Origin of the sequence: Bacillus sp. Au-Bac7 (assembly GCF_021341655.1) — a bacterium.
Classification (GTDB): domain Bacteria; phylum Bacillota; class Bacilli; order Bacillales; family Cytobacillaceae; genus Niallia.
The window spans coordinates 66,045-80,417 of record NZ_JAJTTG010000010.1; the positions used below are offsets into that span (position 1 = coordinate 66,045).

The following is a 14,373-nucleotide window of genomic DNA, read 5'->3' on the forward strand; positions in this document are numbered from 1 at the left end:
CTTACAAAATGCCGATAGACAATATTAAAATGGTATATCTCCCCTTCTTTATTAGAACCCCTTTTTGTATCTAATTAGTTCGTTCTTAATTCAACCTTCTCTAATTGAAGTCGACTTGTCAAAATAATACAGGAAAGTGTTAAAATAGCTGATAAAACATAAGCACCAAATAAATCCACTTTAAGCACAATAAATCCTGAGCTAGCACTGCCTAAAAGCATACCTGCCATCATGAGTGGCATAATAATCCCGTTTGTTCTGCCAATATAATCAGAAGCAACTTCTTTCATCATCATTGTACTAAATATTACTTGAAAAAAAGCAGCAGACAGTCCTGATAATATCCGCGCAGCTGCAGTTAATAGTGGCCAGAATGACAAGATTTCAATAATGGTAATAAGAGAAAGAGCTATTATGGTTGTTGTTAAGACATATTTGCTATATTTCTCAACAAACGACGATAGTGTTACCGCAAGTCCTCCCCCAAGCAACATCCCGATTCCTTCTGCAGCAGCAAACCACTGAACACTTTCTTTAGGTAATCCTAACCTTTCCATGATTACGAACACATCTAATGGTTGAGTAATTCCAAAAGAAATACCAACAATAAAAAATAAGCAAGCAATATATTTCAAATTGTTATGCTTAAATACGTAAACAAGTCCCTCTTTTACGTCTATTAATGCTGATTTTCTTTCCTGTGTTGATTTATTTTTCTCTGTTTTCGGTAAAAACAATTGTAGTCCAGATGCTAAGGTGAAAATGGCAAACAATACCCAAATGGATGTTTCTAACCCTAATTGTGTATATATAAATGTTCCCAGCACCGGACCTAAAATAGTAAATATCGCCATTAAACTTTGGCTGATCCCTATAGCACTACCCACCAAATGCACTGGAATATGTTTTTTGTAAATGACTGCCGAAGATGGTTGTGAAAACTGACTAATAATTGCAGATATTACTGTCGCTGCAAAAACAGATTGCCAAACTCCATTAGATATTAGTATCAATATTAACAGCATAGAAAGAGCACTTAAAGCATCTCCATAGACCACAGTCTTTTTGGGGTTCCACCTATCAGCATATGTTCCGCCAATTAAAGAAAAGATAAATATAGGTAAATATTCTAATGTAGTTAGTAAAGAGACTGCTGTCGGATTATTATTCGTTCTTTCCATAATATAAAAAAGCAAAGCCATATTACGGGTCCAAATTCCAATTTGTTGTAATAGGTCTGCCCCCTGTACTATTAGAAATACTCTATTCTTAAGAAGTTCCTTCATTTATTTAACACCAATCCTTTTTATTTAAAAATGAAATTCACTTGACTGAGTGTTATTATAAAGTGTGGAGTAACTCCATAGTAAAGAGAGGATTCATAAAGATGATAAATAATCACATAAAAACATTTTCAACAGGAGAATTTGCAAATTTATTTGGTGTTAAAAAAGATACTTTGCTGTATTACAATAAAATCAACTTATTTAATCCGGCAGGTATACACTCAAATGGCTATCGTTATTACACTTTGCCGCAATTAGATACCTTTAGCGCAATCCAATCACTTCGTTCCGTTAACTTTCCAATAAATGATTTAAAATCTTATTTCGAATCACCTTCCGTTCCTAAATTAAATGAACTTGCTTCAAGACAAGTTGAAAATATTGAAAACGAGATTAATAAACTTAAGGAGAATCAATTATTTCTTTCTCGATTAATTGAAGTAACAAATGAGTTGAAGAATGTAATTATTGGGGAGTTGATACTAAAAGAGCTTCCCGCAGAATCTGTTCTTTTCAGTTCATCGAAGAATATTGATTGGGAAGCCTCTGTGGAAGATTTATCGCATATTTATGATGAGTTTTTAAAAGAAGTAGGCGTTAATGGAGCAGCAGCATTTGGTTCTGTTCTTAATAAGAAAAATCTGTTAAGTGAAAACTTTCTACAAGCTGATTGTTTATTTTGTCGGATGGAAGGACCAGGAACTACTCAGAAACCTGCTGGCTTGTATGCTATCTATTATTATCAAGGATCATATGATAATATAAAAATCGCTTATTCTTACTTGTTAAAAGAAATAGCGTTCCGGAAATTAACTATAGATGGGGATGCATATGAAGAGTATCTACTTCATTCTTTGGTTTCAAAACATGAAGAAGAATATATTACTAAAATAAGTATTAAAGTGAAACTTTAGGAAACAAAGACAACTTATGGACACCCATGCAATTGGTTTTTTCGACTATCAAAATGGAAGATTGGAGCTTAAGATTCAAGAATGAAAGCAATAATGTAAATTTAATAGAAGGACATAATTATCCGAATCTAATAATGCTGTCTTTGGCGGATTTTTATGGCCTTATAGCTCATTTTCTTATTTAACTTTGCTCAAGGTTGATGCCAAAGCAAAAAAAGAGCATTAATCCTTCATCGATCAACACTCGCTAAAGTAGGAAAATCCTTTTTATGTGCAATTATTCACAAGTTCATCTAAAAAAATGTAATATTTAACCTTTTATTACATCTATTAAGTAACTTCCCAAAAGAATAAGATTCTTACTTACTCCTTATCTAAGGTCAGTTGCCTTTATTTATTCTTCTATCATTATCCAATCTTCCACGAATATCCAATATGGCAATTATCGTATATAATATCCAATATATAGGATATATTAGGATATATTAGTATATCCATCACAAAGCTGTTGACAAAAGAATTATTATCCGCAAAAAGCGATACTACTATAACCGCTATAATTATTATTAAAAGAAACTCCATAATTTTGCTTTAGTATATTTACTGGTGTTATTTCTATATCGTTCTGCTAACGATTGTCTTTTTGACCATAAACTGACCATTATTGATTCACGAAGCCTTTATATTTCCAACTCTTAACAGTGTATATTCGTCCATTTTTAGTATTGCCAGCTGAAATAGTACCCACAATAGCCATAGCCATACTCCTTGCGGCCAAAACATAATTTTGAAAAGCCATATTTATTATATACCAGCACATTGAACCTGCAACGCCAATTCCTTTAATTGTAGTTAAAGCCACTTTAGAAAGATATAATTGTACATTTCCGTTTTTCTTCGCTCCAGTCCAAACAACTTTTGTAACACCTGCACCTCTGGCCATTTTTTTAAGTTCAGCAGAAATTTCAATTCCTGAACGCTCAGCTGCCTTAATAAACTCCTCATCAGTTATGAAACAAATAGTTTCATTACCATTTGTTTCAATACTTCCTCAGAATTATCTTCGTTAATAAAATCATCCATCACCCTATTATTAGAAGCTGTATCTATAGCTTCTCCGGTAACTCTCCAATAAAGGGGAGTGCACTTTCTTTTGCAATAGAAACATGCGGTAAAATACTCCCTGCTAACAAGATGGAAGTTAACATTACACCCCTTATGCGCTTTACATTAAATACTTTCATTGAATGACACTCCTTATCTAAATTAATTTAGAGTTTCAGTGAAAATATAACACATCTATACGGGTTTATTTTTGAACATTCTGTTAATTATAAAAAAAGCCCGATAGTACTATATAAAATTGATGTTAATCGACTAACTTCTATGACAATTTTGTGTAATGAGAAGGAATCTATCATGGAAAACCTAGTAATTTTCTATCCCGTATTTAATCACATATGAATTTAAGGGAATTAAAAAGGCATGAGTCCAATTAAAAATCGAACTCATGCCCCAGTAAGCAGCCAATTGACATAGGAGTCACTTCGAATCACTTGCTAACGTTAATGAAGCTCCCCTACCAAATAACTTATTATTTATATTTAATATTCCCAGCAATGATTAGCTTATTTGGTATTCTTCGATTCCAGCACCAATACACCATAAGGCTCTAAAGTAACCCCACCACATACTTGATTACCTGTTAACATATTTCTAAACTCTTTTTTGACAACAATTTCTTGTGGTTTATCAGAATAGTTTAATAAGAATATATAGTCATTCCCATCCTTTTGTCGAATAGCTAGCTCAATTTCTTCAGACAGCTTAAATTTGTCTTGATAGCTATTAAGTTCAAATTCATTGATTAATAGGGAAGCCAAGTCTAAATTAAATACTCCACCATAATAATAACTACTACCTAATCCCTCATTACGTTTTACTAAAGCTGGTTTTCCTTCAAAATGTGCGCCCGCGAATGTACTGATTACCTCTGCATCTTCTTGTAGTTGCAGGACTTCGTTGAAATCATTCGCCTCAATATCATGTGCTCCTTTAAAGTTAATGCTCGGTACCTGTTCAAAAGGAGCAACTCTCGTAAACTCTTCTACTGTTATGCCCACCAAGTCAGCAAGATATCCTGGGAATTCCTTCATATATGTTTGACCCGTTTCATCTTTATAGCCTGAACGGCATCCGAAAATAATATTTCCGCCTTGCTGAACATATTCACTAAATAGATTAGCTTGTTGCTTGGTGACAATTGCGGCATGTGGATAAATTAATACTTTATATCTCTTTAAATCATCAACTGTAGTTTCTGAATGCAGGTTAAAGGCATCTACTGGGATATGATTATATTGAAAAGCTTTAATCCATGCATCTTTACTTTTGGAAGCATATGGCCCATGCCATTGATCAAACTCTCCATCCCATTCATTATCATAATTCGAAATTAAAGCAGCTTCTGCTTGATAAGAGGAACCTGCTATCTTCTCCCCAATTTGCTGCACCTCGCTGCTGACCTGTTCAACCTCTTTTACACGTCGGTTTGGTTGATTATGATAGTCATTGATTCCATGCCAATAAATTTCCGTTCCTTTTGTAGCCGTTCTCCATCTAAAATACATCACCATATCTGCACCATGAGCGATAGATTGATAAGTCCAAAGTCTAAGTTGACCTGGCTTTGGAGAGGGCTGTTCAAGTCTCGTCGTCCACCCACCAGAACCAGATTGTTGTTCAAAAATAGCATAGTTTGGTGAGATACTCCTTACAACACTTAAATTCCAGCTCCATTTTCTGTCTCGTAACGGCTTTTCTGAATGGTCTTCAATCACCCTTCCAAAGTTAGGATAAGAATCATAGGCATAGAAATCAAGTATTTCATTTGTCATTTTGTGATTATCTATATGCTTGAACATTCCGTTCGTTGTAATCCAATGATTCGGTGCATGTTTACGTAATATGTCTGCTTGTAATGCAGCATAAGATATGGCACTGTCAGAAATAAACCGTTTTTCATCCAGCATATGATGAGGGTTAGGTGAATTCGGCACAGTTTTACGAGTTAAATAAACTTGATTCCAGCTCGTATACGTTTGGTTCCAAAATACTGTTCCCCAGGCATTATTTAAGTTATCCAGTGTTTTATACTTCTCTTTTGCCCATTTTCTAAACGCATGGTGATCTGCTTCTGAATAAAACACATCAATTTCACAATTTAACTCGTTATCGATTTGCCATCCTACGATCGCTGGGTTGCTGCCGTAATGTTGGGCCATTTGGGTGACGATTATCGATGATAGCTTTCGATAATTTTCCGAGTTGTAATTATAGTGGCGTCGTGCACCATGTTGATAGGAAATACCGTCTTGAGCAACATTTAGTACGTCAGGATACTTCTCAGTTAGCCAAGCTGGCGGGGTTGCTGTTGGTGTTCCCATAATGACACTTAATCCAAATTCATGAGCCTTAGCTACTGCTCGATCAAATAAATCAAAGGAAAAAGTCCCTTCTTCCGGTTCAAATATTGTCCAAGCAAATTCCCCCATACGAACATAAGTGATACCTAGGTCTTTCATGCGCTTAAAATCATCCTCCCATAGGTCCTCTGACCAATGCTCCGGATAGTAGCATACACCAAGCTTTAATTTATTTTCTACTAATCTTTTCTCCATATTTATTCCTCCATAGATTTAATTTTATCTTACATAAAATCATAACTCCTTCTATTCCTTAATAGACCCTCCAAGAATCCCCGATACAAAGTGCTTTTGAAGAATGAGGAAAACTATCATAATTGGAAGTACAGAAATAGTTGTACCTAACATCAATTGTCCATAATCGATAGAATTAAGTCCTGCAAGGGTAGATAACGCAACAGGCAGTGTATAGTTTTCTTGTGTTGTCATGACAATTAATGGCCACATAAAATTATTCCATTGGTGTGTAAACAAGAAAATACTGACTGCAGCCAAAGTAGGCTTCATGGTTGGTAACACTATTCTAAAAAATATATACAATTCCCCTGCCCCATCTATCCTAGCTGCTTCTAACAATGAATCTGGAATACCCTTCATATTTTGCCTTATCAAAAAAATGGCAAAAGGATAGCAAATTTGTGGTAATAGAACAGCCCGGTAGGTGTTAATCCAATCTAATGAACCAAATACTTGGAATAATGGAATGATTGTTGCTTGATATGGAATCATCATCGCAAGCAGGAAGGATGCAAAAATCAGATTATTTCCTTTAAATTTATATTTAGCAAAAGCATATCCTGCTGTCGAACAGACTAATAAACTCATAAGTACATAAATAATGGAAATGACAGATGAATTAAGAACTGCTTGAACAATATCAATTGATTCACTTAAGTTTTTATAGTTCTCAAATAAATAATCTCCTGGCACCAGTTTAGGTGGAAAGGATAACACGTCCCCAGATGGGTTAGTAGCTCCTACCACCATCCAATAAAAAGGAGCTAGAGATATGACAACCCCTATTAGTAGAAAAATGTGTAAAGACGTTTTTTTCAGCAATTTATGATTTCCCATTAGTCATTCCTCACTACTTTAAATTGAATCCAAGAAAAGAATGCAATAAATATTACAATGACATAAGCAATCGCAGAAGCATACCCAAAGTCAAAGTAACCAAAGGCCTGGTTGTATAAGTAGTAGGTTAAAGTAAGTGTTGCATTGTTTGGTCCACCGCTTGTTAAATTATAAGGTTCATCAAACAATTGGAATGATCCAATTGTGGAGAGGATGAAAGTAAATAATAATACTGGCTTTAATTGTGGAATCGTTATCGTAAAAAATTTACGAATGGAGCCTGCTCCATCAATACTAGCCGCTTCATAAAGACTGTGGGGGATACTTTGCAGCCCTGCGAGAAGAATGACCATATTATACCCCGTCCATCTCCAGGTGGTTACGACGATTAAGGAAACCCTTGCCCAAAATGGATCTGTTAACCAACCAACCTTCTCCACCCCAATAGAGGCTAATAAATAATTGATTAATCCATAATCTGTATTTAACATAAGAACAAATATGACAGACGCTGCAACTAACGAAGTAACAGCTGGAGTGAAAAAGGCTACTCTGTAAAAGCCTTTCATTTTTAGTAATGTTGAATTAAGGAAAACAGCTAATATAACTGCTATAAGCAACATAATTGGAACTTGAACGATTAAAATAATGAATGTATTTCCCAAAGCTTTATAAAATAGCGGGTCACTAAACAGTCTAGTGTAATTTGCCAAACCAGAAAATGTAAACTCCCCCATAACCTTTGTCTTAAAGCTCAGTAAGAAGGAAGCGATAATTGGATAAACGGTAAAAGCTAAAAACAGCAGAAGAGCTGGCCCAATAAAGAAATAGGGTGTACTTTTAGCGGTAAGCAGCTTTTTCTTCTTTTTATGCTGTATAACGGCTTCCGACTCCTCTTTTAAAGAACGACCTGTTTGCAATATCATCACTCCTCCATATAGTTAGAATTAGACTAGGAGGACTAGTCCGCCTAGTCTATTAGCTTTTTTATTCTGAGACTTCTATTCCTATTTGCTGCTTCGATTGTTTTTCCCCATCAATTAACATTTGCTTCGCCGCTTTATCTTCTAGTAAAAACGCTTGAAATTCACTTGTCATGATTGATCTAACCTCTAGTTCAGCTGGAGCATGGTTAATCGGTTGAATGTCTGCTACTGTATCTGAAAAATTCTTAAAGAATGGTTTATTGTTAAAATACTCTTGGTTTTCCGTTAGGATCGGACTATCATATGCTTCTAATAATGATGGGAATAACCCCCTATTTGTTAATCCTAGAATTTGCGAATCCACATCAGTTGTGGCAAATTCTGCAAACACGTAAGCAGCTACTTTATTCTCAGACGAACTTGGGATCGCTAAAGCAGATCCTCCATCATTTGCAGCCCTAACTCCACCTTCTTCAACAGCTGGAAGTCTAAACATATCCCACTTACCTGCTAATTCGGGCATCTGTTCTAGCATAGTTCCACTCCACCATACAGCCCCTGGATGTGACGCAACCTCACTGTTTTTCATCGCAGCTACTTGACCATCCCAGTTAGTTGTATACGTAATAATCCCTGCATCCTTCATCTTTTGGATGATAGCAGCGGCCTTCTCTGCTTCAGGTGAAGTAAGATCTAATTTTCCATCTTCCGTAAAATAATATTTACCTTGTTGTTGCAGCATAATCCGCAAAAGCGCCTCACTATCAGTCCCTAAAAATGCCTTGCCTGTATGGGCAACTACTTTCTTACCAGCTTCGATATAGTCATCCCATGTTTCGATACTTTCAGGATCTATCCCTACCTCCTCGAAAATATCTCTGCGATAAATTACGCCTACTGGACCCAAGTCTCTTGGTGCAGCGATAATGTTACCGTCTTGATCCTTCAAACCTTCCACCTTAGAGGTCGAAAACTTATCTTCATGTTCGCTGTAACCTAGCTTACTAAGATTTGTGAAAGCATCAGGAAATTTATTAGTAAATGAATGAACACGATTATTTTCAACCTGGACTAAATCAGGTAAACCACTACCACCACTTGATAATCCAGCACTTAGTTTTTGATACACTTGGTCTACCCCTAGATTTTCGACTGTTACTTTTACATTTGGATAAATCTTATTAAACGCAGGTGTTACATCTTTTTCTAAGTAATTGGCTTCTAGCGCCCATGCCCATACAGTAACTTCCCCTTTTACATCCTCTGGGTTTTCTGGAATGGTCAGATCTTCGGAATTTGATACACTATTACTACAGGCACCTAGTATTAAAGACATCATCATGAAAAAACTAATAAACCAATACTTTCTCACTTGTCACTCACTCCCCTTAATGTTTAGAACATAATACCCTTGTAATGGATGCGTTTTCATTTTAAAATAATCAGCATTACAAGGAGGATTAGTTAGAATTATATATTTATTCAGAGCATTTTTATGGTAGATTTTCCACTAAAATGGTACTTAATCATTTTTAAAAATATATTTTTTTACCTTTTCCTTTCAAGTGGCTTACTTTTCCATGTCCGTTCTTAAAGGATACCTTGCGTTCTCTCCGAATTTCTCTTTCATATCCTCCCTAGTTTGAGCAACCTGTTTTTAACCGTAAAACTGTGCTTTAACAAATTTCACTATAAATAGTTAAGGGGGATTTTATAATGGATCATACATTCAGGGAAATTGGTTTGGAATTTGGCTGCAATTTAATTAATGAGACAACGAGTATCCCAATCTCAGTCCTAGACAAACAAGGTAAATTAATACTCAATCATTCATCTAACCTACCTCATAATCCAATGTTTTCTTCCTATGAGGAGCATTTAAAAAGCATCAATCTATCAGAAAAAGAGAAAACACTTCCAATCATGTGTTCAACTATATTTCAGGAACAGTTCGTTCTAATTCCTATTGTTGAAAACCATACGTACATCGGGACAATTTTCTTAGGCCCAATGGTATTCGCAAATCCTTCAGAAGCAATGTTAACCAACATATTTTATGCAAATGATTTAGGTGAACTCACCCCAAAAGTAAAAGACTATTTTTATTCCTTGCCTGTAATAAGTAGATGGAGGTTAATTAAATCAAGTATTCTTCTTTCTTATGTTTTATTTAAAGAAAAATTTGACATGAACGACATTACGGAAAAAAATCTCTATTCAATAGATAATTTCCATCAACACCAAGTATCAGACAAAAGCATTTCAGATTTACGTCAAAACTCCTCCTTTCATCACGACCCTGCTGCCGAAAAGAAATTGTATCAATATATTACGGATGGAAATAAAGAAGATCTAATCATCTATTATAAAGCCTTTCATCAAAGATCCGATTTTGAATTTGGAGTATTGTCAAAGCAGTGTGAAATGAGAAGTCATAAGAACTTAAAAATAGCAGGGATTACGCTGGCTACTCGAGCGGCAATTGCTGGTGGTTTAAATCCTGAAATTGCTTATACTTTAGGAGATAAGTATATTCAGGATATTGAGGAACTTCATACGATTAAAGAGGTTGAGACACTTACTGAAAGTGCCTATTTGGACTTTGCTGAAAGAGTATATAAAGGTAAAAGACAGCAAAGCTCCAAAACAATAACTGATTGCAAGCATTACATATTTAAATATATATACGAAAATATTTCTCTCGCTGTCCTTGCTGACTATGTCTCCATGAATCCAAAATATCTTTCAAACTTATTTAAAAAAGAGGTTGGGATTTCAGTTACGGAATATATTCAGCAATCTAAAATTGATGAAGCCATAAAATTAATGATATTTTCTAATTACTCTTTATCAGAAATATATACCCTGCTTAATTTTACCGATCAAAGCTATTTCACTAAGGTGTTCAAAAAGTTTACAGGTTTTACACCAAAGCAATACATGAAAAATAACATCGGAAAGGAGAAAAATCTTAATTTCTGATTCAAATTAGCATTCTCTCTTTTAATATTGCGGATCATTCATAGAGATACATAATGTCTCTTAAGAACTGGATTTTTTTCTGTAGCGGCAGTGACATACAGCAATAAATTAATCAAAAAAAACTTTGTACGGAAGCGATAAAAGCTTAAAAAAAATAACCGTCTAACTCCCTATATATCAAGGATTAGACGGTTTTGCTGCCAAATTTACTTAAGCGTTAAATGATAAAAGATAACACCTTCCCTCAATTTGGACTTTTTTATCTTTTTAAGTTGATTTCGCTTTAGATAGTTACACTTCCTGCTAGACGAATATCACTTGAAGAGCTGCCTACATATATAGCTACTTCTCCTGAAGGAAAGATCCATTTGTTTTTCTTTTCATCATAATAGGAGAAGGCTTTTGAATCGAGTTTCATTCTTACTTTCTTTTCGTTCCCAGGCTTTAGTTCAATTTTTTTAAATCCTGCTAATTGTTTGGGAGATGTCTCTATGTTAGCAGGAAGTTTACCAATGTATACTTGTACTACTTCAGAGCCAGTCACCCTACCTGTATTTATTATATTGAAAGTAACTTCAACCATTGGATCAGTGGATTCTGACGAATTTTTAACCTTTGTTTTTAAATTTTTATAATCGAATTTAGTGTAGGATAAACCATGTCCAAAGGAGAAAGCTGCTTTAATGCCAGCTTGTTCATAGCCACGATAACCGACAAATATATCTTCTGTATATTTTATAACTTTATTAATTCCAGGATATTGTTCTTCCGTAGAAACAGGTGTTGAGTCTTCATCGACAGGAAATGTGACTGGCAGCTTTCCAGAAGGATTAACATCTCCGAATAATACATCAGCTATAGCATTTCCTTGTTCCTGACCTGGATACCATGCTTGTACAATAGAAGCGACCTTATCTTTCCAGCCACCCATCTTTACAGCAATCCCACTTTCATTAACAACCACGACATTTCTATTTACCTTTGCGACTTCTTTAATTAATTGTGATTGGTTATTAGGCAGTTCCATATCTGACCGATCTATGTAACCTTCGCTATCATACGTTCTTGTTACAATAACCGCTACATCTGATTTTTCCGCTAAGTTAACGGCACGCTTGATATTTTTGTCAATAATTTTGTCTGAAGCTTTCCATCCAAAGCGTAATTGTCCGCCATTCTTATATCCAGGAGCCTCTTTGTAGTCTGTTTTATACTCTATTTTCAAATTATGATTTCTGTTTGCTTCCAAAGTAATTGTCTGTTGTACTGTTTTCAGTTCTTCACCAGCATTATCAATCACTAACTTTCCATCAATATACACTTTACTCGATCCATAACTTGTCGTAGATAAGGTGTATTTATCTGTTTTCGGTACATTTATTACACCGGTATATCTTGCAGACATCTTGCCATTTAAGCTAGTTGGCAGTTTGTCTAACTTAGTTGATTGTGCGTTAAAACCTTTATAATTATAGAAACCAAGATTTAAGCTAACTTGTTTAGCGGTATGTTTAAATTCTGGATTTCCTTCCATATTCTCATTCGACCAGTATTCAGCTGTTAAACCATTCTCTTTTGAACCTGCAGCTGGCAATAAGAAAGAAGAAGGAACTGCATCAGGCCCAGGAAAAATATCACCGGCATTAACTGGATCTGTCCCTGCCTCATATTCAACTTGTACATTTGCTCCTGCACGTCTCTTTATTCCCTCTAGCGGACTTACTGTATAAGTAGGATTAACAAGAGAACTCCCTCCGCCAGCTGCTGAAGCATTATCCGCGTCAGGTCCAATGACCGCAATTGACTTCAGCTTTTGTGTATTTAATGGTAAAACATCCTTCTTATTTTGCAACAATACCATTGTCTCAGCAGCGATTTTACGAGCTATTTCCCCATGGGCTTTTATATCAATTGGATTGTTCTGCGTGGGGTTATCAAATAAACCTTTTTTAAACATTTGGTAAAGAATTCGATAAGCACTTTGATTAATTGTCTCTTTTTTTACTTTCCTTTCATATACAGCCTGTAGAAGCTTATTTCCCCATACTCCAGAAGGCTCTCCCGGTGTTTCTAAATCAAGTCCGGCATTAATAGAATCAACTGTGCTGTTATTAGCTCCGTAGTCACTCATGACAAATCCTTGATAGTTTAAGCGTTCTCTAAGTAGACCTGCTAGTAAATCAACATTATTGCAAGCATGAATACCATTGACCTTATTATATGAACACATGACACTTCCTAAATCAGCATTTTCAATGATGCTTGCAAATGGTCTTGCATAGATTTCATTTATTGCTCGTGCACTTGCTTGAGAGTCAATCGTAAAGCGGTCTTTCTCTTGATTATTCAATAAATAATGCTTGGCTGTCGCCAAAACACTATTACTTTGAAGAGCATTCACATAGCTTGTTGCCATTTGTCCTTGCAAATATGGATCTTCACCGAAAGATTCAAAGTTTCTTGCGCCGAAAGGAATGCGGGCAATGTCAAGTCCAGGACCAAGCATAACATTATGCGTCGTATTAAAAGCTTCATTCCCAATCAGGTTTCCATATTCTTTTGCAGTCTCTATATTCCATGTTGCTGCAAGGCTTATTGCAGAAGGCAAGGCAGTTGATTGTCTATTTTGAATTTCAGGATTAGCTATGCGGACTCCAACTGGTCCATCTGCCATTTGTAAGGCTGGTATGCCGTATTTTGCTAATCCCTGATTATAAAATCCGTAATCACTGTTGACGTTTCCGGTAATAAAGTCTACCTTATCCTCCAATGACATTTTTCCGACTAAAGTACGAGCTCTTTCTTCAGCAGAAAGACCTTTGTTCATCCACGGAAACTCTTTGGCAAATGCATATAAAGGTAATGTTGAAAGACTAAGAATCATCGCGAAAAGAATCATGACTTTCATCAACTTGCGTCTCACTACTGAAAAATCGGCCATTATCCCACTCCTTTTTATTATTTTTAGTAATTTCAACGTTCTTCTCCTATATAACTATGATTTTCTAGATCTAATGCCTTATAGTCCTAAGAGCAGAATTTTGTAGTAATGAATAGGCTACATTATTCATCATTCCAAATCATCGAATCTGAGATAATTTCCCCTAAAATATAGAAAATAATAACATTCCAATAAAATAAAAAAATCGTACATTTTGGCTATAAAATGTACGATAAGAAAATTATTCAACTAATATTAAATTCAATCTAAACTCATCATCGCTTATTGACGGTTGAGTTTATACAGAGTTCATTCATTTCTCTGAACAGGGATTCTTAATGATTTATTATCATTTCCAAGTGCAGCTATGGTATGATTAAGGAGTTATTATCCAACTTTCCTTCGTTAAAAAATTTCTCCAAAGTGGAAATAGCTTTCTGTTCATCTTTTCCATTGGCAACTAAAATTATTTCGTCTTTCTCCAAAACATTTAAATTCATAATATCCATTAAATCAATCCCACTAGTAACTCCCTTATAAATAATATGTATTTTACAATCAAACAAAGAAGCAATTGCAACAAAATAACATGTGTTTCTTGCCTGTAGTCCTCTTGGAAGATTAACAATAACCTGACTTCTCAACATAATCTGCACCTCAAACACAAATTAATTTTGAGTATTCCTTTCAACTAATCAAATATCTATTATCCCTTATCAAGTGGGACTTTCATCATTAGCAACTTATTAAACGAATTAAAAAAGT

Annotated in this window: 11 protein-coding genes; 2 read left to right on the forward strand and 9 right to left on the reverse strand. The window is 35.1% G+C overall.

The genetic code is table 11. From position 1 onward, the window contains the following. Positions 1–74: 74 nt before the first annotated feature. Positions 75–1,286, reverse strand: coding sequence for an MFS transporter (locus tag LXM54_RS21285; protein ID WP_233317249.1), 1,212 nt, complete (start codon positions 1,284–1,286; stop codon positions 75–77). A 101-nt stretch (positions 1,287–1,387) separates the two neighbouring features. On the opposite strand from LXM54_RS21285, the gene LXM54_RS21290 reads away from it, so the two are divergent. Further along, a complete protein-coding gene (locus LXM54_RS21290; protein ID WP_233317250.1) occupies positions 1,388–2,200 on the forward strand; it encodes a MerR family transcriptional regulator in 813 nt (270 codons plus the stop codon). A 661-nt stretch (positions 2,201–2,861) separates the two neighbouring features. On the opposite strand, the gene LXM54_RS21295 is transcribed toward LXM54_RS21290, so the two are convergent. The 6 genes from LXM54_RS21295 to LXM54_RS21320 form a co-directional block, all read right to left on the reverse strand. Next, positions 2,862–3,143 carry a hypothetical protein gene (locus LXM54_RS21295; protein WP_233317251.1) on the reverse strand — a complete coding sequence of 94 codons (282 nt, stop codon included), beginning with the start codon at positions 3,141–3,143 and terminating at the stop codon, positions 2,862–2,864. Positions 3,144–3,306: 163 nt separating this feature from the next. Beyond that, the gene (locus tag LXM54_RS21300) at positions 3,307–3,444 is read right to left on the reverse strand and encodes a hypothetical protein (RefSeq protein WP_233317252.1); all 138 of its coding nucleotides are present in this window, start codon (positions 3,442–3,444) and stop codon (positions 3,307–3,309) included. Positions 3,445–3,828: 384 nt separating this feature from the next. Then, the gene (locus LXM54_RS21305; RefSeq protein ID WP_233317253.1) at positions 3,829–5,880 is read right to left on the reverse strand and encodes a beta-galactosidase; all 2,052 of its coding nucleotides are present in this window, start codon (positions 5,878–5,880) and stop codon (positions 3,829–3,831) included. A gap of 51 nt (positions 5,881–5,931) precedes the next feature. Further along, entirely contained in the window at positions 5,932–6,759 is an 828-nt protein-coding gene (locus LXM54_RS21310) for a carbohydrate ABC transporter permease (protein WP_233317254.1), read from the reverse strand. After that, positions 6,759–7,685, reverse strand: coding sequence for a carbohydrate ABC transporter permease (locus tag LXM54_RS21315; RefSeq protein ID WP_442780520.1), 927 nt, complete (start codon positions 7,683–7,685; stop codon positions 6,759–6,761). Before LXM54_RS21315 ends, LXM54_RS21310 begins: the two co-directional genes overlap by 1 nt. A 61-nt stretch (positions 7,686–7,746) precedes the next feature. Then, positions 7,747–9,057 carry an ABC transporter substrate-binding protein gene (locus tag LXM54_RS21320; protein ID WP_233317255.1) on the reverse strand — a complete coding sequence of 437 codons (1,311 nt, stop codon included), beginning with the start codon at positions 9,055–9,057 and terminating at the stop codon, positions 7,747–7,749. A gap of 344 nt (positions 9,058–9,401) precedes the next feature. Between LXM54_RS21320 and LXM54_RS21325 the strand changes: the two genes are divergently transcribed. Next, positions 9,402–10,667: a helix-turn-helix domain-containing protein gene (locus LXM54_RS21325; protein ID WP_233317256.1), complete on the forward strand. Its 1,266-nt coding sequence runs from the start codon at positions 9,402–9,404 to the stop codon at positions 10,665–10,667. Positions 10,668–10,950: 283 nt separating this feature from the next. Here LXM54_RS21325 and LXM54_RS21330 read toward each other — a convergent pair whose 3' ends face one another. Then, a complete protein-coding gene (locus tag LXM54_RS21330; RefSeq protein ID WP_233317257.1) occupies positions 10,951–13,608 on the reverse strand; it encodes a beta-glucosidase in 2,658 nt (885 codons plus the stop codon). A gap of 365 nt (positions 13,609–13,973) precedes the next feature. Further along, complete coding sequence (locus LXM54_RS21335) at positions 13,974–14,255, reverse strand: HPr family phosphocarrier protein (protein WP_233317258.1); 282 nt, start codon at positions 14,253–14,255, stop codon at positions 13,974–13,976. Positions 14,256–14,373 lie beyond the last annotated feature (118 nt).